26 protein-coding genes are annotated in these 23363 nt (G+C 74.3%); 5 read left to right on the forward strand and 21 right to left on the reverse strand.

Features of this window, described 5'->3' with window-relative positions; translation table 11 throughout:
• Window positions 1–16: 16 nt before the first annotated feature.
• On the reverse strand, window positions 17–1636 hold the full coding sequence (locus AB0E62_RS12415) for an ATP-binding cassette domain-containing protein (protein WP_362191520.1): 1620 nt from the start codon (window positions 1634–1636) through the stop codon (window positions 17–19).
• Between the two features lie 124 nt (window positions 1637–1760).
• Between AB0E62_RS12415 and AB0E62_RS12420 the strand changes: the two genes are divergently transcribed.
• From AB0E62_RS12420 to AB0E62_RS12430, 3 genes are all read left to right on the forward strand, one after another.
• A complete protein-coding gene (locus tag AB0E62_RS12420; RefSeq protein ID WP_362191522.1) occupies window positions 1761–3260 on the forward strand; it encodes a phosphatase PAP2 family protein in 1500 nt (499 codons plus the stop codon).
• A gap of 131 nt (window positions 3261–3391) precedes the next feature.
• Window positions 3392–4213 (forward strand): class I SAM-dependent methyltransferase, encoded by an 822-nt coding sequence (locus AB0E62_RS12425; protein WP_362191524.1) that lies wholly within the window; start codon window positions 3392–3394, stop codon window positions 4211–4213.
• 44 nt (window positions 4214–4257) lie between these two features.
• On the forward strand, window positions 4258–4428 hold the full coding sequence (locus AB0E62_RS12430) for a hydrophobic protein (RefSeq protein ID WP_362191526.1): 171 nt from the start codon (window positions 4258–4260) through the stop codon (window positions 4426–4428).
• 21 nt (window positions 4429–4449) lie between these two features.
• Here AB0E62_RS12430 and AB0E62_RS12435 read toward each other — a convergent pair whose 3' ends face one another.
• The 13 genes from AB0E62_RS12435 to AB0E62_RS12495 form a co-directional block, all read right to left on the reverse strand.
• Window positions 4450–4731: a gas vesicle protein K gene (locus AB0E62_RS12435; RefSeq protein WP_030605837.1), complete on the reverse strand. Its 282-nt coding sequence runs from the start codon at window positions 4729–4731 to the stop codon at window positions 4450–4452.
• Entirely contained in the window at window positions 4728–4949 is a 222-nt protein-coding gene (locus tag AB0E62_RS12440) for a gas vesicle protein (RefSeq protein ID WP_362191529.1), read from the reverse strand. Before AB0E62_RS12440 ends, AB0E62_RS12435 begins: the two co-directional genes overlap by 4 nt.
• Window positions 4946–5776 (reverse strand): GvpL/GvpF family gas vesicle protein, encoded by an 831-nt coding sequence (locus AB0E62_RS12445; RefSeq protein ID WP_362191531.1) that lies wholly within the window; start codon window positions 5774–5776, stop codon window positions 4946–4948. Before AB0E62_RS12445 ends, AB0E62_RS12440 begins: the two co-directional genes overlap by 4 nt.
• The gene (locus tag AB0E62_RS12450; RefSeq protein ID WP_344346003.1) at window positions 5773–6108 is read right to left on the reverse strand and encodes a gas vesicle protein; all 336 of its coding nucleotides are present in this window, start codon (window positions 6106–6108) and stop codon (window positions 5773–5775) included. Before AB0E62_RS12450 ends, AB0E62_RS12445 begins: the two co-directional genes overlap by 4 nt.
• Entirely contained in the window at window positions 6105–7289 is a 1185-nt protein-coding gene (locus AB0E62_RS12455) for an SRPBCC family protein (protein ID WP_362191533.1), read from the reverse strand. The genes AB0E62_RS12450 and AB0E62_RS12455 overlap by 4 nt, the downstream gene beginning before the upstream one ends.
• Window positions 7286–7918: a DNA primase gene (locus tag AB0E62_RS12460; protein ID WP_362191535.1), complete on the reverse strand. Its 633-nt coding sequence runs from the start codon at window positions 7916–7918 to the stop codon at window positions 7286–7288. Before AB0E62_RS12460 ends, AB0E62_RS12455 begins: the two co-directional genes overlap by 4 nt.
• Window positions 7915–8178: a gas vesicle protein GvpG gene (locus tag AB0E62_RS12465; protein ID WP_030789253.1), complete on the reverse strand. Its 264-nt coding sequence runs from the start codon at window positions 8176–8178 to the stop codon at window positions 7915–7917. The genes AB0E62_RS12460 and AB0E62_RS12465 overlap by 4 nt, the downstream gene beginning before the upstream one ends.
• 29 nt (window positions 8179–8207) lie before the next feature.
• Complete coding sequence (locus AB0E62_RS12470; RefSeq protein ID WP_362191537.1) at window positions 8208–8978, reverse strand: GvpL/GvpF family gas vesicle protein; 771 nt, start codon at window positions 8976–8978, stop codon at window positions 8208–8210.
• Entirely contained in the window at window positions 8975–9397 is a 423-nt protein-coding gene (locus AB0E62_RS12475; protein ID WP_362191539.1) for a gas vesicle structural protein GvpA, read from the reverse strand. The genes AB0E62_RS12470 and AB0E62_RS12475 overlap by 4 nt, the downstream gene beginning before the upstream one ends.
• 61 nt (window positions 9398–9458) lie before the next feature.
• Window positions 9459–9839, reverse strand: coding sequence for a gas vesicle protein (locus AB0E62_RS12480; RefSeq protein ID WP_362191541.1), 381 nt, complete (start codon window positions 9837–9839; stop codon window positions 9459–9461).
• Between the two features lie 45 nt (window positions 9840–9884).
• Window positions 9885–10652 carry an ATP-dependent DNA ligase gene (locus AB0E62_RS12485; RefSeq protein WP_362191543.1) on the reverse strand — a complete coding sequence of 256 codons (768 nt, stop codon included), beginning with the start codon at window positions 10650–10652 and terminating at the stop codon, window positions 9885–9887.
• Complete coding sequence (locus tag AB0E62_RS12490; protein WP_362191545.1) at window positions 10649–12496, reverse strand: transketolase; 1848 nt, start codon at window positions 12494–12496, stop codon at window positions 10649–10651. The genes AB0E62_RS12485 and AB0E62_RS12490 overlap by 4 nt, the downstream gene beginning before the upstream one ends.
• A gap of 55 nt (window positions 12497–12551) precedes the next feature.
• A complete protein-coding gene (locus AB0E62_RS12495; RefSeq protein ID WP_362191547.1) occupies window positions 12552–14015 on the reverse strand; it encodes an FAD-dependent oxidoreductase in 1464 nt (487 codons plus the stop codon).
• Window positions 14016–14305: 290 nt separating this feature from the next.
• Between AB0E62_RS12495 and AB0E62_RS12500 the strand changes: the two genes are divergently transcribed.
• Window positions 14306–15262, forward strand: coding sequence for an LLM class F420-dependent oxidoreductase (locus tag AB0E62_RS12500; protein ID WP_362191549.1), 957 nt, complete (start codon window positions 14306–14308; stop codon window positions 15260–15262).
• A 67-nt stretch (window positions 15263–15329) separates the two neighbouring features.
• Here the strand turns inward: AB0E62_RS12500 and AB0E62_RS12505 are convergent, their stop codons facing one another.
• Complete coding sequence (locus tag AB0E62_RS12505) at window positions 15330–15752, reverse strand: phage holin family protein (protein ID WP_362191551.1); 423 nt, start codon at window positions 15750–15752, stop codon at window positions 15330–15332.
• Between the two features lie 80 nt (window positions 15753–15832).
• Between AB0E62_RS12505 and AB0E62_RS12510 the strand changes: the two genes are divergently transcribed.
• Window positions 15833–16180, forward strand: coding sequence for a VOC family protein (locus AB0E62_RS12510; RefSeq protein ID WP_362191553.1), 348 nt, complete (start codon window positions 15833–15835; stop codon window positions 16178–16180).
• A gap of 5 nt (window positions 16181–16185) precedes the next feature.
• Here AB0E62_RS12510 and AB0E62_RS12515 read toward each other — a convergent pair whose 3' ends face one another.
• From AB0E62_RS12515 to AB0E62_RS12540, 6 genes are all read right to left on the reverse strand, one after another.
• Window positions 16186–16731, reverse strand: coding sequence for a GNAT family protein (locus AB0E62_RS12515; protein ID WP_362191555.1), 546 nt, complete (start codon window positions 16729–16731; stop codon window positions 16186–16188).
• Window positions 16732–16748: 17 nt separating this feature from the next.
• A complete protein-coding gene (locus AB0E62_RS12520; RefSeq protein ID WP_362191557.1) occupies window positions 16749–17672 on the reverse strand; it encodes an LD-carboxypeptidase in 924 nt (307 codons plus the stop codon).
• Entirely contained in the window at window positions 17669–19636 is a 1968-nt protein-coding gene (locus AB0E62_RS12525; RefSeq protein WP_362191559.1) for an LpqB family beta-propeller domain-containing protein, read from the reverse strand. Before AB0E62_RS12525 ends, AB0E62_RS12520 begins: the two co-directional genes overlap by 4 nt.
• A 3-nt stretch (window positions 19637–19639) precedes the next feature.
• On the reverse strand, window positions 19640–20944 hold the full coding sequence (locus AB0E62_RS12530; protein WP_362191561.1) for a M20/M25/M40 family metallo-hydrolase: 1305 nt from the start codon (window positions 20942–20944) through the stop codon (window positions 19640–19642).
• Window positions 20937–21770, reverse strand: a complete 834-nt coding sequence (locus AB0E62_RS12535) for a M55 family metallopeptidase (RefSeq protein WP_362191563.1) — start codon at window positions 21768–21770, stop codon at window positions 20937–20939. The genes AB0E62_RS12530 and AB0E62_RS12535 overlap by 8 nt, the downstream gene beginning before the upstream one ends.
• An 863-nt stretch (window positions 21771–22633) precedes the next feature.
• Window positions 22634–23353, reverse strand: a complete 720-nt coding sequence (locus tag AB0E62_RS12540) for a class I SAM-dependent methyltransferase (RefSeq protein WP_362191565.1) — start codon at window positions 23351–23353, stop codon at window positions 22634–22636.
• Window positions 23354–23363 lie beyond the last annotated feature (10 nt).

Raw genomic sequence — 23363 nt, forward strand, 5'->3', positions numbered from 1 at the left:
CCGGGCGGGCCCGGGGTCACCGGGTCCGCTCGACGCGGCGTTCGTCCCAGACCGGTTCCGGGGTCTCGCGGACCCGGCCGTCGCTGCCGAAGACCAGGAAGCGGTCGAAGGAGCGGGCGAACCAGCGGTCGTGGGTGACCGCGAGGACCGTGCCCTCGAAGGCCTCCAGTCCCTCCTGGAGGGCGTCGGCGGACTCCAGGTCGAGGTTGTCGGTGGGCTCGTCCAGCAACAGCGCGGTGGCACCGGCCAGTTCGAGCAGCAGGATCTGGAAGCGGGCCTGCTGTCCGCCGGAGAGCCGGTCGAAATTCTGCTCGGCCTGTCCGGTGAGTTCGTAGCGGCGCAGCCGGGACATGGCCGCGCCCCGGTCCTGGGCGTGTTCCTTCCACAGGATGTCCAGCAGGGTGCGGCCCTGGAGTTCGGGGTGTGCGTGGGTCTGCGCGAAGTGGCCGGGCACGACCCGGGCGCCCAGCTTCCACTCGCCCGTGTGCGCGACGTCCTCGCCCGCGAGCAGCCGCAGGAAGTGGGACTTGCCGGACCCGTTGGAGCCGAGGACGGCGACCCGTTCGCCGTAGAAGACCTCCAGGTCGAACGGCTTCATCAGGCCGGTCAGTTCGAGACCTTGGCAGGTGACGGCCCGTACGCCGGTACGGCCGCCCTTCAGGCGCATGGTGATGTCCTGCTCGCGGGGCGGCTCCGGCGGCGGGCCGGCCTCCTCGAACTTGCGCAGGCGGGTCTGGGCGGCGGCGTACCGGGAGGCCATCTCGTGGCTGACGGCGGCGGCCTGGCGCAGGTTCAGCACCAGCTTCTTCAGCTGGGCGTGCTTCTCGTCCCAGCGGCGGCGCAGCTCCTCGAAGCGGGCGAAGCGTTCGCGGCGGGCCTCGTGGTAGGTGGCGAAGCCGCCGCCGTGCACCCAGGCGTCGGCGCCGGCCGGGCCGGGCTCGACGGAGACGATCTTCTCGGCGGCGCGGGCGAGGAGCTCGCGGTCGTGGGAGACGAACAGGACGGTCTTGCGGGTCTCGGCGAGCTGCTGCTCCAGCCACCGCTTGCCGGGCACGTCGAGGTAGTTGTCCGGCTCGTCCAGCAGCAGCACCTCGTCGGTGCCGCGCAGCAGCGCCTCCAGCACCAGCCGCTTCTGCTCGCCGCCGGAGAGAGTGCGCACCTGGCGCCACTGGGCGCGTTCGTAGGGGACGCCGAGGGCGGCGGTGGTGCACATGTCCCACAGGGTCTCGGCCTCGTAGCCGCGCGCCTCGGCCCAGTCGGCGAGGGCCTGCGCGTAGCCGAGCTGGGCGGCCTCGTCGTCGACGGTCATCAGGGCGTGCTCGGCGGCGTCGACGGCCTTCGCGGCGTCCCGGATGCGGGGCGGGGCGACGGAGACCAGCAGGTCCCGTACGGTCGTCTCGTCCCGTACGGAGCCGACGAACTGGCGCATCACGCCGAGGCCGCCGCCGACGGTGACCGTGCCGCCGTGCGGTTTCAGCTCGCCGGAGATCAGCCGCAGCAGCGTGGTCTTGCCGGCGCCGTTCGGGCCGACCAGGGCGACGACGGCGCCCTCCCCGACCCGGAAGGAGACATCGCCCAGCAGCGACCTTCCGTCGGGGAGGTGGTACTCCAGGTGCGCGGCTTCCAGATGTCCCATGGACAGGCATTCTGCGCGGCGCCCGGGGACGGGGGCAAACGCATATCGGAGGGCCTCCGGGGCTCCCGCCGCGCCCCGCGGGACGCGCGCACAGGAAACGGCTCGTTCCGGGTATCCGCATGTCATGAGCCCTGACCTGGACCTGACGGCCGCCGCGTCGTCCGCCGCCCGCGCCCCCCTGCGTACGCTCCTCGCCCTCGACGGCCGGCTGTTCGAGGCCGCCGCCGCCTGGCGCTGGCCCGGCGCCGAGCGGGTGCTGCCCCGCCTGAGCCGGGCCGCGAACCACGGCGTGCTGTGGTGTGCGTCGGCCGCCGCCCTGGCCGCGAGCCGCACGCCCCACTCCCGCCGGGCGGCGGCCCGGGGGCTGGCCTCGCTCGGCCTGGCCTCGCTGACGATCAACACGCTCGGCAAGCGCTCGGTGCGGCGGGCCCGGCCGGTGCTGGACCCGGTCCCCCTGGTGCGGCAGCTGAAGCGGCAGCCGATCACCACCTCCTTCCCGTCCGGGCACGCGGCCTCGGCGGCGGCCTTCGCGACCGGGGTGGCGCTGGAGTCGCCGGTGTGGGGCGCGGCGGTCGCGCCGGTGGCGTTCTCGGTGGCCGCGTCCCGGGTCTACACCGGGGTGCACTTCCCGAGCGACGTGCTGGCCGGGGCGGCGCTCGGGGTGGGCGCCGCCTTCCTGGTACGGCGGCTGTTCCCGCCCCGCGCCCAGGTACGGCTGCCCGCCCGGTCCCGGGTCGAGGTGCCCGCGCTGCCCGAGGGCGAGGGGCTGGTGCTCGTCGCCAACCGGGCCTCGGGAACGGCGGACCGGGTCGGCGCGCTGCACGACGCGCTGCCTGCGGCGGAGATCGTGGAGTGCGCGCCGGAGGACGTCGGGGAGGAACTGGAGAAGGCGGCGGCGCGGGCCCGGGTGCTCGGGGTGTGCGGCGGCGACGGCACGGTGAACGCGGCGGCCCGGGTGGCGCTCCGGCACGGCCTGCCGCTCGCGGTGCTGCCGGGCGGCACCCTCAACCACTTCGCCGCCGACCTGGGCGTGGCGGACGAGCGCCTGCTGGCCCGCGCGGTGCGGCACGGCGAGGCGGTCCGGGTGGACGCGGGCCGGTTCGTCGCCGGGAACCGGGAGGGCCTGTTCCTGAACACGCTGAGCCTCGGCGTGTACCCGGAGCTGGTGCGGGTCAGGGAGCGCTGGTCGCACCGGATCGGCGGCTGGCCGGCCGGGGTGCTCGGCGCGCTGCGTGTGCTGCGGGCGGGCGAGCATCCGCTGGAGGTGGAGGTGAGCGGCGAGACACGGCCGCTGTGGCTGCTGTTCGTCGGCAACGGCGTCTACCACCGGATGGGGCTCACGCCGGGCCGCCGGACCGACCTGGCGGACGGGCTGCTGGACGTGCGGGTGGTGCACGGCGGCCGTAGGCCCGCCCTGCGGCTGCTCGCAGGGGCCGTGGCGGGCCCGCTGACCCGGTCCCCGGCGCACTCGGCGGTGCAGGTCAACCGGCTGCGGCTGACCGGTCTCGCCCCGGGCACCCCGCTCGCCTACGACGGCGAGGTCACGTCGGTGTCGGGCGAGGTGACGCTGGAGAAGCTGCCGGAGGCGCTGACGGTCTACCGCCCGCTGGGCATCACCGGCTGACCTCATCCTGACCCTCCGTCAGTCCACATGACGATACGCGAGTCTCATCATTCGGCACGGGCGCGTACGGTGAGGGCGTACCGGCGGACGGGTATCGGCCCGTCCGCCACGAGGGGTGAAGGGGTACGGCCATGCCGCAGGCACAGGAGACCGCCGTCTACACGCACGGGCACCACGAGTCGGTGCTGCGCTCGCACACCTGGCGGACCGCCGCCAACTCCGCGGCCTATCTGCTCGGCCACCTGAAGCCCCACATGAAGATCCTGGACATCGGCTGCGGTCCGGGCACCATCACCGCCGACCTGGCGGAACTGGTCCCCGACGGCCACGTCACCGGCGTGGACCGGGCGCCCGGCGTCCTGGAGCGGGCCCGGGCCACCGCCGCCGGCCGGGGGCTGGCCAACACCGACTTCGCGGTGGCCGACATCCACGCCCTGGACTACCCCGACGACACCTTCTGCGTGGTCCACGCCCACCAGGTGCTCCAGCACGTGGGCGACCCGGTGCGGGCGCTGCGCGAGATGCGCCGGGTGACGAGGCCGGGCGGGATCATCGCCGTACGCGACGCGGACTACGCGGCGATGACCTGGTACCCGGCGGTGCCGGGGCTGGACGACTGGCTGGACCTGTACGAGGCGGTGGCCCGGGCCAACGGCGGCGAGCCCGACGCCGGGCGCCGGCTGAAGGCGTGGGCGCTGGCCGCCGGGCTGACCGAGGTCACCGCCACGACCAGCACCTGGACGTTCGCCACCGCCGAGGAGCGGGCCTGGTGGAGCGGCCTGTGGGCGGACCGCACCCTGGACTCCGCCTACGCCGGACAGGCGGTCCAGGGCGGCCACGCCACGGTGGAGCGGCTGCGCGCGGTGTCCGAGGCGTGGCGGGAATGGGGCCGGCGGGAGGACGGCTGGTTCGCGGTTCTGCACGGGGAGATTCTGTGCCGTAAAGAAGCCTGATCCGCGGATTTCCGGTAACACGGTCGGCAGGAGGTTTTCACATTATGGTTCCCATCCTGCTGGTACTGCTTCTGGCCCTCATTCTTTTCGGCGCCGGATTCGCGATAAAGATTCTCTGGTGGATCGCCCTGGCGGTGCTGGTCGTCTGGCTCCTGGGTTTCCTCGTCCGCGGCACGACGACCGGCGGCGGCAGGGGGCGATGGTACAGGTGGTGACATGACGCCCCGGCACGCTCCCTAGTCGCGGGGCAGCAGCGGTCCGAGCGGCCCGAGGTCCAGATTCAGGTCCTCGGGCCGCAGTCCGTAGCGGTCCCGCAGCTCGGCCATGCGCTCCTCCAGGAGCATCAGGGTCAGCCCGATCCGCTCCTCCTGCTCCTCGGTCAGCTCGCCGGTGTCGAAGCGGCGCACGGCCTGCCGTTCCATGAGCTGGCGCAGCAGTTCCACCACGGTCAGCACCAGTTTCACCAGGTCGCGCTCGACCGTGTCGGGTTCCAGGTCGAGCCGCTTGGGCGGGGTCACACGGCCTCCTCGGAGGGCTTGGCGGGCAGGGACCCGGCGGGCTCGAACGGCGAGGGCACCGTCGCGTTGACGGAGCTGATCAGCGCGTTCAGGTCGATGCGGACCAGGTCGACGTCCGCGATCCGCAGGGTGATGTCCCCGGTGATCACGACTCCGCCGGCCAGCAGCCGGTCGAGCAGGTCGACAAGCGCGATCTCCCGCCGTTCGACAACGGTCACGACACTCCCTCCGCGGCGTCCGCCGCGCCGCCGGTACCCCCGGTACCCGCGGCATCCCCGGTTTCCCCGGTTTCCCCTGTGAATGAATAGGCGGCCCACGGGCCGGTCAGCTCCACCCGGAATCCGGGCTCCTCGTCCTTCGTCCGGTCCACCAGTTCCACGAATTCCTCGGAATGGGCCCGGGACACCAGATAGGCCGCGTTGAGCACGTTCAGCCCCGGTGTTCCGGAGAGCGCGGAATTCTGCGGAGGGTGCAGCCGGAAATCCTCGGCCCGCCCGGCGAGGCGCTGGTGCAGCGCGTGCGCGAACCGCTCGGCCCGCTGCCAGGTCTCCTCCTTGGCCTGGCCCCGGGCGCGCCGCTGCCGCAGGTAGTCCCGGCCGCTGGCGGGCTTCGCGGGGGCGGCGGGTGCGGACGCGGCGAACTCGGCGGTCTCCTCGGCGTACACCTTCACGCCCCACTCGACCCGGCCGTCGAGCCGGTCCAGCAGCGCCCGGAAGTGGTCCTCGCGGGCCTCGATCATGACGCGTACGGCACTGTCGTCACGGAAGACGGTGGCGAGCCGAAGCGGCAGCGGGGTGGTGACGGTGGTGAGCGCGTCGACCACCCCCTGATGGGCCCGGGCGGTCGCGGCGAGCCAGTCCAGGTCCTCCAGGTGCGCCTTCAGCTCCTCCTCGCCGAAGTCGGCCTCCGGGACCGTACTGACCACGGCGACCAGCCCGTGGTGGTGGAGCAGGCCGGCCGGGGCGCCCCCGACGCCCGTCAGCTCGGCCTGCAGCGGCGTCCCGAAGGGACGGCAGACGGCGTACACGTACCGCAGTCCGGTCATGGGGCCTCCTTCGGGGCGCGGCCCGGCTCGAGTTCCTCGAGCCGGGCGAGCCGTTCACGCAGTTCGGCGTTCTCCCGGGCCAGCTCGTCGCGGCGGGCCCGGGAGGACAGGGCGGGATCGCTCTCCCACCAGTCGATGCCCATCTCCTTGGCCTTGTCCACCGAGGCGACGATCAGGCGCAGCTTGACGGTGAGCAGTTCGATGTCGAGCAGGTTGATCCTGATGTCACCCGCGATGACGACACCCTTGTCGAGCACCCGTTCGAGGATGTCGGCGAGGTTGGCTCCCGATGCCTGTCCGTAGGGCTCGGGCAGGCGGCTCGGTGTCGTCATCGACCGCTCCCGCGCCCGGCGTACCCGGGTTCCTCTTCCTCGTCCTCCTCGTACTCGTCGTAGGCGCCCTCCTCGCCCTCACCGGGCTCCTCCTCGGGCTCCTCTTCCTCGTCCTCCTCGTCCTCGTACCCGGCCTCGTACTCCTCGGGCTCCTGGTCCTCCTCGTCCTCGTCGGACTCGTCGGACTCGTCGGACTCGTCCTCGTACGCGGGCTCCCGGTCGTCCTCCGGCTCCCCGTCGTCGTCCGGCTCCCGGTCCTCGTCCGCGTCCTCGGGCGCCTGCTCCTCGGGCTCGCCTTCCCGCTCCTCCTCGGCGACGGCGTCCTCGTGGGTGCGGACCACCTCGCCGTCGCGGATCTCGCCGCGCCAGGAGTCCTCCGCCTCTCCCTTGAGGGTGATGAAACGGGCGAAGTTCTTCAGGTCCAGCCTGGCCCGGCGGCCCTGGGCGCGCCAGATGTTGCCGGTCTTCTCGAACAGGCCGGTCGGGTAGTACTCCATGACCAGCAGCACCCGGGTGAGGTTCTCCTCCAGCCGGTGGAAGGAGACCACGCCCTTGGTGGTGCCCTTGGCGCCCTCCGAGGTCCACTGGATGCGGTAGTCGGGTATCTGCTCGGTGGTGTGCGCCTTCCAGCTGCGGGAGGACCAGAAGACCTTCGCCTGCCAGTCGGAGTGGGTGTCGTCGGAGCGGCTCGCGCTCTTGACGCCCTTGGCGAAGGTGCTGAAGCTCTGGTACTGCGTCCACTGGTCGTACGCGGTGCGCAGGGGCACGCCGACGTCGACGGACTCCATGATGACGGTGGGCTTCTTGCCCGCGCCGCCCTTCTTGCCCTTGCTCCCCCCGAGGTTTCTGACCGCGTCCATCACGTTCTCCTTGGCGCGGGAGGCGCCCAGTTCCAGCGCCGAGCGCAGCGGGCCCTTGCCCTCGGCCAGCTTGCGGCCGCCTTCCAGTGCCAGCTTGGCGAAGCCCGGGCTGTTGCCCTCGGCGATGTCGTTGAGCCGGACGGTGGTCTCGCCGAGCTTGCGGCCGACGCCGGCCAGCAGCCGTTCGGCCTGCGCCGTCATGTACGCGCGGGCCTCCTCCTTCAGCCGGTCGGCGGCCTCGCTGCGGGCGAGGCCGGCGAGCGGGCCCGCCGGGTTGCCGTCCGAGGCCCGGGAGGCCGTGGAACGGAGGGTCTCGGTCATCGGTCATCGCCGCCCTTCGACTGCCGGGAGGCGGTACCGCGGCGGGACCCGCCGGCCGCGGCCGTCCGCTTCGCCGCCGCCTTCCCGGCCGCGCCCGTCTTCCTGGTCGCTCCCTTCCCGGCGGCGGACAGCGGTTTCCTGGCCGGCTTCCGCCCGGGAGCCTTCTTCTCGGGGGCCTTCTTCTCGGGGGGCTTCCGCTCGGACGCCCCCTCATCAGGGGCCTCGCCTCCTTCGGGGGCCTCCCCGTCGGCCTTCTTCCGGGGTGCCTCGTCCTCGTCCTCCCCGGGTTCCTCGCCGGAGCCCGCGGGCACGGCGCCGGACAGCTGGTCGCGCACCTGGCCGGTACGGCTGTGCAGCCGGTCGGCGAGCGAGCTCATCTGCCGCTCGACCATCGCGCCGGTGGCCGCCTTGCCGACGCCCCGCAGGTCCTGGCGCAGCTGGTCCCCGATCTCCTGGAACTGGGGGTTGTTCTTCAGTTGCTGGTTCACCACGTCCGCGAGCATCTTCGGACTGAGGTTCAGCTTCTTGCCGGCCACCAGGGAGCCGACGGCGAGCGCCATCTTCAGCTTCTTCGTGCGGCCGAGCAGATATCCGGCCCCTACGGCGAGGCCCAGTGCCGTTCGGTTCATCGTCCCGTCCCGTTGCCTGTCGTGTCGCCGGAGTGCAGCGCGGTCTCCAGCCGGTCGAGCAGTTCGTCCTCACGCCGGTCGAACTCCTCCTCGGTGATCTCGCCCGCCTCCAGCTGCTCTTCGAGGCGGGCGAGCTCGGCCCGTACGGTGGCGGGGTCGTAGTAGATCCGTTCCGCCTCGCGGAGTACCTGCCTGACGGCCCAGCCTGCGCCGCGCACAGGGGCGAGCGGCAGCATCAGCACTTCGCCGATCAGTCCCACGGTGTCCTCCTTCCGTCGGGCCGGGAGCGCTAGCGCGCGCCGGCGTCCGCGCCGGTCGTGGTGCCGGCGGGCTGGGCCGGGCCGGGTTCGACGAAGCTGTACGGCGGCAGCGGCCCGTGGATGCGCAGGTCGAGGTGGGGGTGGCTCTGGCGGACCTCCTCCACGGCGGCCAGGAAGCGGTCGGCCGTCTCCCGTGGCACGAGGTACGACACGTTCAGCAGCCAGCCGGTGGACTCGGGGCCCACGTTGACCGCGGTCGCGGCCGGCGCCAGCAGGTCCCGCACCTGGTCGGCGTCGTCGCCCTCCTTGGCCTTGACCAGGCCGGCGACCAGTTCCCCGAGGCGGATCTTGTCGTCGTAGCTGCCTCCGCCGGAGCGGCGGTTGGCCTCGGCGAGGGCGCGCGCCTCGGTGTTCTCGGCCATCACCAGGTGCAGCACGGCCTCCTCGACGTGGGTGGCCTTGACGTTGTACTCGACCTTGCCGTCGAGTTCGCGGAGCCGTTCCGCGTAGTGGTCCGCCCGCTCGGTGAGGACCTGGACGACCGCGTCGTCGTCCGTGGCGACGCTGCCGAACCGCATGGGCAGCACACAGCCGCCTGCCCCGGCCTCGGCGAGCACGTTCTGGTGCGCGAGCAGGTCGCGGCGCTTGGGGCGCAGGTCCTCGGGGGCGTCGCTGACCACGGCGGCCAGGTCACCGGCCGTGAGGACGCGCACCGGGCGGGCCGGCTCACCCACCCCGGTCATGCCCTCGGGCAGCGCCGGGTGCGACCGGGTGGTGATGCCGTAGACGTAGGTGCTCACTCCTGCTCCTCCTTACTGCGCGACGGAGCCTTGCGGGCGCGCGGCCGGGACTCGCTCTCCCCTTCCTGGCGGGCCTGGTTGAAGGCGTCGGAGATGGTCTGGGCGGCACCGGACAGCGCGCCCTTGGACTTGCCCCGGGCGCCCTTCTCGGTGATCTCGCCGACGACCTCGGGCAGGCCGGGGCTCTTGCGCGGACCCGACTCCAGGTCCAGCCGGTTGCACGCCTCGGCGAAGCGCAGATACGTGTCGACGCTGGCCACGACGACCCGTACGTCGATCTTCAGGATCTCGATGCCGACCAGGGAGACGCGGACGAACGCGTCGATCACGAGACCCCGGTCGAGGACGAGCTCGAGCACGTCGTAGAGGCCGCTGCTGCCGCCTCCGCCTCCGGTCTGCTGTGCCGGAACAACAGTCATGCCGGCGATTCCTCCTCGTGCCTAGTAGGTGCACGGTCCGGGCGGTCGGGCGCGCGGTGGCTCAGCGGCCACCGCGCGCGTCGGCCCTGCCGCGCTCGTAACGGCGGACGCGCCGGTATCCGGTCAGCTGCCCCTCGGGGTCCAGCTCGACCTGGTAGCTCGCCATCAGACTCATGGTGTCGGGCACCCGGGCGAGTTCCAGCACCTCGACCTCGAGGGACCAGCCGTCCTCGGTCTGCTCGAAGGAGGAGACGGTCTCGGGGACGAGTCCGGTGAGTTCGGTGAGCTGGGCGCGCGCCTGGCGCAGCACCTCCATGAGGGCCGGCCGGCGGCCGTCCGCTTGGTTCTCGTTCCGTTCCTTGCGCGCACTGTCGTGCGTGTCGTGAGAGTTCTGGGGTTCTTGTGAACTCTGTGTCTTCGGTGTGCTGTTTGTGTTCGACATGGCCACCTCTCCCCTGCGTGTGGCCGTTCCTCCCTTGGCCAAACCTCAGGAGCGCATGTCATCGAGGCGGCGCCGGGCCGGACCGAGGGAGCGGCCCCGCCGCGGCAGGCCGGCCCACGGTTCGGTACGGGCCTGGTCGACGGCGTCGGCGAGGGTCCACCGGCGGGCGTCGAGCACCGGTTCGTCCACCTGCTTCCAGGCTAGGGGGACGGCGACCGGGGCGCCTGGCAGGGCGCGCACGGTGTAGGGGGCGACGGCGGTCCGGGCGCAGGCGTCGCGCTGGACGTCGAGGTGGAGGCGGCCCGCGCGGTCCTTCTTGCGGGCGGCGGTGGTGAGCCGGTCCGGGTGCCGGGCGGCGGCGAAGTCGTCGCCGGGGGGATCGAGGTCGAAGACCAGCCGGTCGGGACATCCGGGTCCGCCCGCCCGGTCGGTGCGCGAGAGCCGGCGGTGCAGGGTGATGCAGGCCTGGCCGGCGAGGTACAGCAGGGTGGCGGTGTCGTCGCGGACCACGTGGGTGACCGTGCCGCCCTCTTTGGCGACCTCGGCGCGGGTGATCCAGTCGGGACAGTGCCCCGGGACGTTCTTCTGCGGGAAGCGCTCGCCGTCCAGGCCGTCCGGGTACCGCTCCAGCATCAGCGGACGGCCCCGCAGGTGCGGCAGCAGGTACGGCGCGACGGACCGGTAGTAGTCGGCGAGGTCGCCCTTGGTGTACCCGGGTGCGCCGGCGCGGCCGGGGAAGAGGACCTTCCCCGGCCGCTGGAGCTCCACGGTGTGCCGGCCCGCCCGGATCGTCCGCGCGGCGCCGTGGCTCATCGCACGACCGCCTCCTCGACCAGCAGCCGGGCCGCCGCCGCGATGCCCACGGCGTCGATGCCGGCCGCGTGCAGCTGCTCGTCCGGGGCGGCCGAGCCCGGCATGGTGCGCACCGCCAGCCGGACCAGCCGGGGGGCGGGCCGGCCGTCGGCGAACACCTCGGCGACGGCGTCGCCGAGGCCGCCCTCCGGGTGGTGGTCCTCCACGGTGAGCAGGCAGCCGGTCTCCTCGGCGGCCCGGCGCAGGGCGGCCGCGTCGACGGGCTTGACCGAGTACAGGTCGATGACCCGCACCGCGATGCCCTCCTCGGCGAGCCGGTCGGCGGCCGTGAGCGCCTCGGGCACGGTCACCCCGGCCGCGACGAGGGTCAGCCGGTCGTCGTCGCCGGAGCGCAGCGTCTTGCTGCCGCCGACCGGGAACTCCTCGTCCGGGCCGTAGATCACCGGGGACTTGCCGCGGGAGGTGCGCAGATAGCGGATGCCGTCCAGCCCGGCCATGGCCGCGACCAGCCGGGCCGTCTGGTTGGCGTCGCACGGGTAGAGCACCGTGGAGCCGTACACGGACCGGAACATCGCCAGGTCCTCCAGGCCCATCTGCGAGGGTCCGTCCTGTCCGATGGCGACCCCGGCGTGCGAGCCCACCAGGTTGATCCCGGAGCCGCTGATGGACGCCATGCGCACGAAGTCGTGGGCGCGGGTGAGGAACGCGGCGAACGTGGCGGCGTACGGCACCCAGCCGCGCGTGGCCATGCCGACGGCGCTGGCGACGAGCTGCTGCTCGGCGATGTAGCACTCGAAGTAGCGGTCGGGGTGTTCCTTGGCGAACTCCTCGGTGCGGGTGGAGTCGCCGACCTCGCCGTCCAGGGCGACGACGTCGCCGCGGGCGGTGCCGAGCGCGGCCAGGGCCTTGCCGAAGGCGTCCCGGGTGGCGACCTCCTCGCCCAGGTCGTACCGCGGCAGCCGGACCGGTTCGGTCGTGTGGGAGCGCAGCGCGGCGGCGACCTGCGGCTCGTTCACCCGGATCCGCAGGTCGCGCTGCCCGCCGAGTTCGGCGATGGCGTCCTCGGCCTCGGGCAGCGGCTTGCCGTGCAGTCCCTCGCGGTCCTCCACGGCGGCGACGCCCTTGCCCTTGAGGGTGCGGGCGAGGATCACGGTGGGCTGCCCGGCGGTGGACAGCGCCTCCCCGTACGCCCGGTCGATCTTGTCGACGTCGTGCCCGTCGATCTCGACGGTGTGCCAGCCGAAGGCCTGGAAGCGGCGGGCGTAGGCGTCCAGGTCGTGGCCGTGCCGGGTGGGTCCGCGCTGGCCGAGCCGGTTGACGTCCACGATGACGACGAGGTTGTCCAGGTTCTCGTAGCCCGCGTGTTCGGCGGCCTCCCACACCGAGCCCTCCGCCAGCTCGCTGTCGCCGCACAGCACCCACACCCGGTAGCCGGTGCGGTCCAGCCGCTTCCCGGCGAGGGCGATGCCGACCCCGACCGGCAGGCCCTGGCCGAGCGAACCGGTGGCCGTCTCCACCCAGGGCAGCCGGCGGGGCGTCGGATGGCCCTCCAGCCGGCTGCCGAGCCTGCGGAAGGTGACCAGCTCGCCGTCCTCGATCGCGCCGGCCGCCTTGTACGCGGCGTACAGCAGCGGGGAGGCGTGCCCCTTGGACAGCACGAAGCGGTCGTTGGCGGGGTGTTCGGGGCGCTCGAAGTCGTAGCGGAGGTGGTGGGCGAGCAGGACGGCCAGCAGGTCGGCCGCGGACATCGAGGACGTGGGGTGCCCCGATCCGGCGGCAGCGGACGCCCGCACGCTGTCCACGCGCAACTGCTGGCCGAGTTCGGCGAGTTCGTCGGTGTTCATGAGTCTCCTAGGTCTCCTCGCGGTTCTTGGAACGGGTTCGTACGCGGTCGCGGGCTCAGCCGGCCGGGCCCGGGCCGCCGGGGCGCGGGACGGAGCCGGGGGCGGGATGCCCGTCCGGGCGGATGCCGCGGCTCTCGTGGGTCATGGGCTCGTCTCCCCCGCAGCCCGCGGCCCGTTGGTGTCCCTCGTGTCCGTCCGGCGCACCGGGCTCCGGGCCGCCCGGGATCCGCGCCGGTTCCGGCGCGGCCGTCTCCAGGGGCTGTGACCAGGCCCGGGCCAGCCCCAACTGCACGCCCTGGCGCGGGAGTACGGCGTCCAGGAGCCAGTCGGCGGCGACCCGGACCCGGTTGCCGGGCAGCGCGGCCAGGTGGTAGCCGCGGGCCACCGCGCCCGCCGCCGGGCCGGACAGCGGGATGCCGAACGGGCCGGCGACGGCCCGGACCCCGCCGAGGTCGACGGCGCAGCCCCGGTTCCGGGGACGGTACGGGCGCCGGCGCCGGCCGAGCCCGAGCGAGGCGGCCAGGTTCTCCCCGGCCGTCCGGCCCTGCCGCCAGGCGTGCCGGGCCGTCGGCGCCGGGTACCCGCCCGGCGTGTCCGGGTCGGGCACGGCGGCGGCGTCCCCGCACACGAACACCTCGGGACGGCCGGGCAGCCGCAGATACGGGTCGACGGTCAGCCGCCCCCGCTCCAGCGGCTGCCCGAGGGCCGCCACCAGCGGATCGGGCCGTACGCCCACGCACCACACGAGGGTCCGGGAGGCGAGGAACTCCCCGTCGTCGAGGAGCACCCCGTCCCGGGTGGCCTCCCGTACCGACGTGCCCGTGCGCACCTCCACCCCGCGCGCCCGCAGCACCCGCTCGGCCGTACGGGACAGACGCTCGTCCAGCTCCGGCAGCACACGGGGCGCCGCCTCCAGCAGGACCCAGCGGGGGCGCAGGCCGGCGGGCAGCGGCTGCCGGCGGGCCAGCCGGCGGGTGAGCAGCTGGGTCTGGGCGGCCACCTCGGTGCCGGCGCAGCCGGCCCCGGCCACCACGAAGGTGCACCGGGCGGCGGCGGCCTCCGGACTGTCGGCGGCGGCCAGCTCCACCTGCCGGATCACGTGGTCACGCAGGCAGAGCGCCTCGGCCGGGCCGCGGAAGCCGTGCGCGTGCTCGGCGACGCCGGGGACCGGCAGCAGGGTGCGCACGCTGCCGACGGCCAGCACCAGCCGCTCGTAGCCGAGCCGGCCCGTGCCGCCCTCGGGGTCGCGGTAGTGCACGGTGTGCCCGTCCAGGTCGACGTCCTCCGCCTCGCCGAGGACCAGCCGCACCCCGCGCAGGGTGGCGGGCAGCGACACGGTGACCCGGCGGGCCTCCAGGACACCGGCGGCGACCTGGGGCAGCAGCGGCCTGTGGAGATAGTGGTCGGTCGGGTTGACCAGCGTGATGTCGGCGCGGTTGCGGGTGAGCCGGACCAGGGTGCGGGCAGCCCGGTACCCGGCGGAACCGGCGCCGACGATCACGACGCGGGGTCGGCTCACGGTGCTCCTCCGGCGGTGCGGCTCGTACGGGTCTTCCGCGTAACCGGGGCCGGGCGGGCCAAACGCCGTGCGGGCCACCGGTACGCCGGGCCGAGGCACCGGTACGCCGGGCGCGCTCCCCCGCCGCGCCCCGGTGACGGCGTTTCGCGCGGGCGCGCCCGGTTACCCGGAGCCGGTCCGGCCGGGCACCGCCGGTCACCCGCGTACGGCACGCACCACCGCGTCCGCACGGGTCACCGCGTCCGGCACGGACCACACCAGGACCGGCATCGGCCACGCGGAGGTTTCCCATGCCCGAGTACGGCTATTTCCTGGCGGCGGAGGAACACGACCCCGCGGCCCTCGTCGAGCAGGCCCGGATGGCCGAACAGGCCGGGTTCCAGGCGCTGTGGATCTCCGACCACTACCACCCGTGGAACGACGCGCAGGGGCAGAGCCCGTTCGTGTGGTCGGTGATCGGGGCGCTGTCCCAGGCGGTGTCGCTGCCCGTCGAGACGGCCGTGACCTGTCCGACCGTACGGATCCACCCGGCGGTGCTCGCGCAGGCCGCGGCGACCAGCGCGGTGATGACCGAGGGCCGCTTCCGGCTCGGCGTGGGCACCGGCGAGGCGCTGAACGAGCACATCCTCGGCGACCGGTGGCCCCCGGTGCGGGTGCGGCTGGAGATGCTGGAGGAGGCCGTCGAGGTGATGCGCCGGCTGTTCACCGGCGAGGAGGTCAGCCACCACGGCAAGCACTACACGGTGGAGAACGCCCGGCTCTACACGGTCCCGGACGAGCCCGTCCCGATCGACATCTCGGCCTTCGGGCCCAAGGCGATCTCGCTGGCCTCCCGGGTGGGCGACGGCTACATCACGATGATGCCGGACGAGGAGATGGTCACCCGCTTCCGCGAGGGCGGCGGCGGGACGAAGCCGGTCAGCGGCGGCACGAAGGTGTGTTACGGCACCAACCGCGAGGAGTGCGTCCGTACGGTGCACCGGCTCTGGTACAACGAGCTGCTGCCCGGTGAGATGGGGCAGGTGCTGCCCTCGCCCCGGCACTTCGAGCAGCTGCACGAGCTGGTCACCGAGGACATGGTGCGGGAGAAGGTGGTGTGCGGGGACGACGCGGACCAGCACGTGAGCACGTTGCGGGCGTTCGCCGACGCCGGGTTCGACCGGGTGTACGTGAACCAGATCGGGCCGGATCAGCGGGGATTCTTCGACTTCTACCGCACGAAGGTGCTGCCGCGGCTGACCGGATGAGAGATGCCCCGCGCCCCCCTGGGCCGGCCGCGCCGCCCCATGCCATCGGGGCCATCGGGCTCCGCCGTCAGGCCCGGTGACGCGGGGTGTCCGGCGGGTCCTGGGGCATCGGCGGGTACGGCATGCCCAGGCCCATCGGCGGGGTCGCCGGCGGGGCGCCGCCGATCACGCGGTGCGGGGTGTGCGGGGTGTGCCGGCCGTGGGCCGCGCCGCGCAGGCAGTACGCGAGCACACCGAACAGCGCCGCCGTGACCAGGGCCGCGGCCCAGCCGGGCAGGCCGGACGCGAGGGCGAGGCCGACCGCGACGGCCACCGCGCCGCCCGCGTACAGGGCGACGGCGCCGGACGCGGCGTAGAGCACGGCGGTGCGGCGCTGCTTGCGGGACTGCTCGCGCAGTTCGTCGCGTACCGTCTCGCGTGCCACCTGGGCCAGTTCCTCGACCAGGTGCCGGTCCAGATGATGTTCCAGGTGTTCCGAACGCTTGTCCATACCGCGCGGGTACCCGTCCCTCACGGTGCGTAACGCGAGGGCCGTGCGCGCCTCCCGCGGCCCCAACTAGGCTCCTCCACATGGAGATTCTGGGCGCTTCGCTGCGCATCTGCGTCGACGACCTCGAGACCGCCGTCCCCTTCTACGAGCGTCTGACCGGCGGCAGAGCGCTGCGCTTCGCGCGCGGTGGTGTCGAGGTCGCCGCGGTCGGTTCGTTCCTGCTGATGAGCGGCCCCGAGGAGGAGCTGGAGATCCTGCGCAAGGTGGCGGCGACGATCGCGGTGCGGGACGTGGACGAGGCCCACCGGCTGCTGACCGGGCTGGGCGCGCGGATCGTCGCCGGCCCGGTGCCGACCCCGGCGGGCCGCAACCTGCTGGCGGTCCACCCCGACGGGTCGGTCTTCGAGTACGTGGACCAGCGCGGCTGAGCCGGTCAGCCGCGCATCTCGGTGGTCAGGGCCCAGCGTTCGTGGTCGCGCCAGGCGCCGTCGATGTAGATCATGTCGGGCGAGAAGCCCTCCAGCCGGAACCCGGCGCCCCGGGCGAGGGCGATGGAGGCGGCGTTGTCCGGCTGCACGTTGATCTCCAGCCGGTGCAGGCCCAGCGGCCCGAACGCGTGCCCGATGACCAGTTCCAGGCCCTCGCGCATCAGGCCCCGCCCGGCCGCGTGCGCGAAGGCGCCGTACCCGAGGGCACCGCACTGGAAGCCGCCCCGCACGATGTTGTTGATGTTGATGAACCCGGCGATGTCCCCGCCGTCCCGCGCGCACACCAGGAAGCCGGCCCGGGCCGGGTCGTCGATCAGCCGGCCGGCGTAGTCGGCGTACGCCTCGTCGGTGTCCGGCGGGAACAGCCAGGGCCGGTGCAGGTCCTTGCTCTCCCGGGCCCGGGCGGTGAACTCGGGGCCGTCTTCGAGGGTGAAGGACCGGATGCCCACACGGGGGCCTTCGGCCAGGTAGCGGGACGGGTGGTGCGGCATCGGCCCAGCCTACGGCGTCAGTGCAGGGCCGGCTCGTCCAGGGTGAGCGTGCCCGCCTCCGTGTCGAGGGTGGCGGCCACCCCGAGCGGAACCGTCAACGCCCCGGCGCAGTGCCCGAATCCGACGTCCCCGGCGACCGGGACCCCGAGAGGGCCGAGCCGGTCCGCGAACAGGGCCCGCAGCTCCTCCCGGTCCGCGCAGTCCTCCCAGGAGCCGAGCAGCACCCCGCGCACCCCGTCCAGCCAGCCGGCCCGCAGGAGTTGGGTGAGGTACCGGTCCAGCCGGTAGGCGGACTCGCCGACGTCCTCCAGGCAGAGCAGTCCGCCGCGCGCCGAGGGCCGGGCGTGCGGCGTGCCGAGTTCCGCCGCGAGCAGGCACAGGCAGCCGCCGAGGGTGACGCCCCGGGCCCGGCCGGGGACGAGGGCGGTGCCGCCGAAGGCGAGGGTGCGGACGGTCTCGGGCGCGAACAGGGTGGCCCGCAGGTGCTCCTGGGCGCGCTGGCTCTTGATGAAGTCGGCACCGGCCGCCATCGGCCCGTGCAGCGAGACCAGGCCCAGCCGGGCGGCGATGGCCTCGTGCAGCGCGGTCACGTCGCTGAAGCCGATGAACAGCTTGGGGCCGGCCGCGCGCAGGGCGTCCCAGTCGAGCAGGTCGATCATGCGCTGGGCGCCGTAGCCGCCGCGGGCGCACAGCACCGCGTCCACGGCGGGGTTGCACCAGGCGCTCTGGAAGTCGGCGGCGCGGTCGGCGTCGGTACCGGCCAGGTAACCGAACCCGGGGTGCCGGTCCAGGACGTGGGGACCGGCCACCGGGTCGAGGTCCCAGCCGCGCAGCACGTCCAGGCCCGCCTGGAGCCGCTCCTCGGGCACCGGGCCGCTGGTGGCGACGACGGCGACCCGGGCGCCCGGGGCCAGCCGGGGCGGGCGGACGAGTTCCTTCACGGGGTCAGCTCCAGTTGCGGTGCGGGCGGTGCCGGATCCAGCCCGAACACCTGGGTGTACAGCGAGAGTTCCGCCTCCAGGGCGCGGATCATGGTATCGGCACGGCGGAATCCGTGGCCCTCGCCCTCGAAGGTGAGGTACGCGTGCGGGACGCCCCGGCCGGCGGTCCGGGCGAGGAAGCGTTCGCACTGGGCGGGCGGGCAGATGACGTCGTCCAGGCCCTGGAGCAGCAGGAACGGCACGGTGAGCCGGTCGGCGTGGGCGGTCGGGGAGCGTTCGGCGTACCGGGCGGGGACCTCGGCGCGCGGACCGATCAGCGAGTCCAGGTAGCGGGACTCGAAGTCGTGGGTCTCCCCGGGGCCCCAGGTGGCCAGGTCGAGCACGGGATAGAGGATGGTGCCGCAGGCGTAGACGTCGGTCGTGGTCAGGGAGGCGGCGGCGGTCCAGCCGCCGGCGCTGCCGCCCCGGACGGCCAGCCGGGCGGGGTCGGCGATGCCCTCGGCGGCGAGGGCCCGGGCGACGGCCGCGCAGTCCTCGACGTCCACCACGCCCCACCGCTCGCGCAGCCGCTCCCGGTAGGCGCGGCCGTATCCGGTGGAGCCGCCGTAGTTCACCTCGGCGACGCCGATGCCCCGGGAGGTGAAGTAGGCGATGGCCAGGTCCAGGACCAGCGGGGCCCGGCCGGTGGGTCCGCCGTGCGCCCAGATCACGTACGGCGGCCGTTCGCCGTCGGGTGCGGTGCGCGCGGGATGGTGCGGCGGGTACACATGGGCGTGCACCTCGCGGCCGTCGGGGCCGGGGAAGGCGCGGACCTCGGGCCGCGGGTAGTAGGCGGGGTCGACGGGGTCCCGGTGGCGGGCGCCGGCCACCCGGGCGCGGCCGGTGACGGTGTCCAGTTCGACCACCTCGTACCCGGTGTGCGGGCCGGCGCCGACGGTGACGACGCGCTGGCCGTGCACGGCGAGGGCGGGTGCGCACTCGGTCCAGGGCCCGGCGGCGTCGACGAGCTCGCCGGACTCCGGGTCCAGTATCCCGAGCGCGGCCGGTCCGCGTCCGTGCAGGACCGCCAGCAGGCCGTTGTCCAGCGGGGCGAACCAGCGCAGCCCGAGCTTCCACAGCGGCCCGCCGAACTCCTCCTCGCGGGGGCACAGCGGGATGCCGTCGCGGTAGAGGTTCCACCAGCCGCCGCGGTCGCTCGCGTACAGCAGACGGCCGTCCGGGGCCCACTCCACCTGGCAGACGGACTCGTCCGGCCCGCCGGCGACCGTGCGGGCGCCGGTCAGCCGGCCGTCGCCGGTCACGTCGGCGACCAGCAGGTCGGTGCCGTCCCAGGGCATCCGCGGATGGTCCCAGCCGAGCCAGGCGGCCCGCCGTCCGTCGGGCGAGAGCCGGGCGCCGGTCACGAACCGGTGCCGGGCAGCGGTGAGTTCGCGCACGGCGGCGCGGTCGCCGGCGGCCGAGCCGTCCAGCGGTACGGCGGCCAGGACCCGCCGTACGTCGTCCGGCCCGTCCCCGGTGTGCTCCTCCAGCACGCACCACACCTCGCCGCGGGCGAGGTCCACGCGGGGCTCGGCCCAGCGCAGGCCGCCGCCCACCGGGGAGACGGGGGTGAGCGGGACGGGTGCGCCGCCGGGCTCGTACCGGTACAGCCGCTGGTCGGCGACGTGGGTGAACACGATCAGCGGCTGGCCGTCCGCCACCAGCCCGGTCCAGGGCCGGCCGCCGTACTCGATGACCCGGCTGCGGACGTCCCACGGCGCGGGCAGCACGGTCTCCTCGGCGCCGTCGGCGCCCCGCCGGACCAGGGCCCGCCGGCCGCCCTCGGCCGGCCGGGGCTCGGTCCACCAGATCTCGTCGCCGACGAAGTCCACCCACTCCGGGCGGCCGTCGTGCGCGGCGGCGAGCGCGGCGGTGACGGGCGAGGGCCAGGATCCGTACGGCGCGGTGCGCATCTGCTCCCCCATCGGTCAGGCCGCCCTCAGGAAACGGTCCAGGACGCGGACGCCGAAGTGCAGCGCCTCGACGGGCACGCGCTCGTCCACGCCGTGGAACAGCGCCTGGTAGTCGAAGCCGGCGGGCAGCTTCAGCGGGACGAAGCCGTAGCCGGTGATGCCGAGCCGGGAGAACTGCTTGGCGTCCGTGCCGCCGGCCATGCAGTACGGCACCACGTGCCCGCCGGGCGCGAACTCCTCGACGGCGGCCCGCATCCCGGCGAACAGCGGGGTGTCCACCGGTGCCTGGAGGGCCACTTCGTGATGGGCGAACTCCCAGTGGACGTCGGGGCCGGTGAGCCGGTCCAGGGTGGCGGCGAACTCCTCCTCCGTGCCCGGGAGATACCGTCCGTCGACGTGGGCGACCGCCTCGCCGGGGATGACGTTGAGCTTGTAACCGGCGTCCAGCATGGTCGGGTTGGCGCTGTTGCGGACGGTCGCCTCGACCAGTGCGGCGGCGGGGCCGAGCTTCTCCAGCAGCCGGTCCACGTCGGTGCGGCCGGCCTCGATGCCGTACAGCGCGGCGAGCGCGTCCAGGGCGGCCCGTACGGTGGGGGTGAGCCGTGGCGGCCACTCGTGCTCGCCGATGCGGGTGACGGCGGCGGCCAGCCGGGTCACCGCGTTCTCCCGGTTGACCTTGGAGCCGTGCCCGGCCCGGCCGCGCGCGGTGAGCTTCAGCCAGGCGGTGCCCCGCTCCCCCGCCGCGATCGGGTAGATCTCCCGGCCGGAGCCGTCGTGGAAGGTGAAGCCGCCCGCCTCGCTGACGCCCTCGGTACAGCCCTCGAACAGTTCGGGATGCCGGTCGGCGAGGAATCCGGAGCCGTCCTCGGCGCTGGCCTCCTCGTCGGCGGTGAAGGCGACGACCAGGTCTCGGCGGGGCCGTACGCCCTGCCGGGCCCAGGAGCGGATCACCGCGAGGATCATCGCGTCCATGTTCTTCATGTCGACGGCGCCCCGCCCCCACACCACCCCGTCCCGGACCTCCCCGGAGAACGGGGGCACGCTCCAGTCGGCGGCCTCGGCGGGTACGACGTCCAGGTGACCGTGGACCAGCAGCGCGTCGGCGGACGGGTCGGTGCCCTCGATCCGGGCCACCACGTTGGTACGGCCCGGGGTGCGCTCCAGCAGCAGGGGGTCCAGGCCGGCCCCGGCCAGCCGCTCGGCGGCGTACTCGGCGGCCGGCCGTTCCCGGCAGTCGCCGCCGCCCCGGTTGGTGGTGTCGATGCGGATCAGGCCGGAGGTGAACTCCACGACCTCGTCCAGTGCCTGCGGGTCAGCCATACTGCTCCTCCACGGCGGCGGAGGCGATCGTGGTGACCGCCTTGAACGTCCTGATGCCCTCGTACATGGTGGCGCTGGTGTAAGCCACCTTGCGCTCGCCGGTGCGCGCCACGCCGGGGACGACGGTGACGGCCCGGGCGAGGTGCTCGGCGTCGAACTCGACGGCGACCGTGAACGGCCCCGCCTCGGCGGGCTGGTGACGGACCGCCAGCCGGGCGCCCTCCTTGGCGGCGGCGCGGATGTCGGCGGCGGTGCGGGCCGGGGTCCGGCACACGGCCGCGTAGCGCGACACATGGTCCTTGACGGCCACCTTGGGTGCCTCGGGCGCGTAGCCCAGGGCGTCGTCGCAGGCCACGTCGTCGCCGGTGACGAGGACGACCGGGACGCCGTACTCGGCGACGACGTACGCGTTGAGCAGACCCTCGCTGGCCCGGACGCCGTTCAGCCACACACCGGTGATCTGGTTGGCGAGGTAGGTGTGGGCGAGGACGCCCTCCATGCCGGCGCCGGCGTGGTAGCCGACGAAGGCGATGCCGTCGACGTCGCCGTGCTGGACGCCCTCCACCATCGACAGCGCCTTGTGCCGGCCGGTCAGCATCTCCACCCGCTCGTCGAGCCGTTCCAGCAGCAGGTTGCGCATGGTCCAGTGGGCCTCGTTGACCAGCACCCGGTCGGCGCCGCCGTCGAAGAAGCCCTCCGCGGCGGCGTTCACGTCCGAGGTGAACATCGACCGGCACCGCTCCCACTGCGGCGTCCCCGGCAGCACGTCGGCGGGCCAGGTGACACCCGTGGCCCCCTCCATGTCGGCACTGATGAGGATCTTCATGCCGTGTCACGTTACGCGCCGGACCACGCCCTGGCCACGACCCCGGCGGGCGACGCGGACCCCGGATCACCCCCGCCCCGGCACCCCGGCCGGCCCCGGCGAGCCCCGCCGCACAGTCCAGCCCCGGCGCACAGTCCAGCCCCGGCGCACAGTCCAGCCTTGGCGCACAGTCCAGCCTTGGCGAACCACACACCCCGGCGAGCGGCCACGCCCAGCCACCGCACCAGACCCGCGGCCACGGCGCCTCCGCCGAACCCACCAGGGGCCGGCGAACCCACCAGACCCGCGGCCGCTCCGGCCCGGGCAAGCGGCCAGGCCCGGCCGACCCGCGCGTCTCGCGGCCACCGCACATCCGGTGCACCCGCCGCCTCCCGATGGCACTCCGCCCCGGCGAACTCCGCCGGCCCCCGGCCACCGCTCCGCCCCGGCAAGCGGCGGCCCCGGCGCCCCCGCCCGGCTCCCGGTCACTCCGGTCCCGGCGATCCCGCGAGATCCCACGGCCGCCCGGCCGACCCCGGCCACCCTCCGGCCCCGGCAACCACCCCGCGGGACGGCACCGGGGTGCCCCGCCGCAGCCCGGGAACTCCGCCAGGCCCCCAGCGCCCCTCCGGCCCCCGGCCGCTCCGCCCGAGCGATCCCGCCACACCCCGGCGAGCGCTCCGCCCCCGGCGAACCCCGGCACAAGCCGGACGCCGTCCCCGGCCCCGGGCGATCGGCCGGGGTCCGGCGAACCCGCCCGGCCACGGCCGGCGTCGCGGCCCGGCACCTCAGTCGATCCCCACCGGTCAGCCGGGGCCCGGCAGACCTGTCAGTTCCAGGCCGTCGCTGGCGGCCCGGCCGTCACGCCGGCCCGCGGCGCCCCGTCATGCCCGGGCGAGGACGAACCAGTGGGCCGGGAGGTCGATGCGGGTGCCGTCGGGGAGGTGTTCGGTCTGCGGCACGGTGGTCTCGCCGTCGGCCAGGACGGTGAGGCCGGCCTCGGCGAGCAGGCGCGGGATCTCCTCGTCGGGGGCGGCGGCGGGCTTGAGGCCGTGGTGGAAGACGCGGCGCAGCTTGGGCGGCGGACCGGCCGGGTCGGCGGCGGCGCGGCTGAGGACCTCCCGGGAGGCGGAGGTCAGCTCGACCACGAAGGCGCGGCCCTCGGTGCCGATGATCTCGGCGACGGCGGCGGCCACCGCGGGGCGCGCGGCCGGTTCGCTCTGGTGGATGACGGCCCGCATGTACACGTGGCTGTCGCCGAGCCGCCGGTGCAGGGCGCGGACGGCGTCGGTGTCGGTGAGGTCGAGCTGCCGGAACTCGGCGGGGGCGGCACCCGCGGCGCGGCGGGCGTGCTCGACGGCCGCGTGCGAGAGGTCGACGCCGACGGCGCGGGCGAACCGCGTGGCCAGATAGCGGGTCTGGGTGCCATTGCCGCAGCCGAGGTCGACGATCGTACGGTCCGGGTCGGCGTGGCGCAGGAGCAGCTCGCTGTGCGGCGCGGCGCTCAGCGAGGGGTCGGAGTCCCATATCGCCTCCCCCCGGGCGCCGGAGGTCTCGCTCCAGTAGCTCTCCCACGCGTCGCGATAGGTGTCCGAGATGTTCATGCGCTCTCCC

The organism is Streptomyces sp. NPDC038707 (assembly GCF_040636485.1).
Lineage (GTDB): Bacteria > Actinomycetota > Actinomycetes > Streptomycetales > Streptomycetaceae > Streptomyces.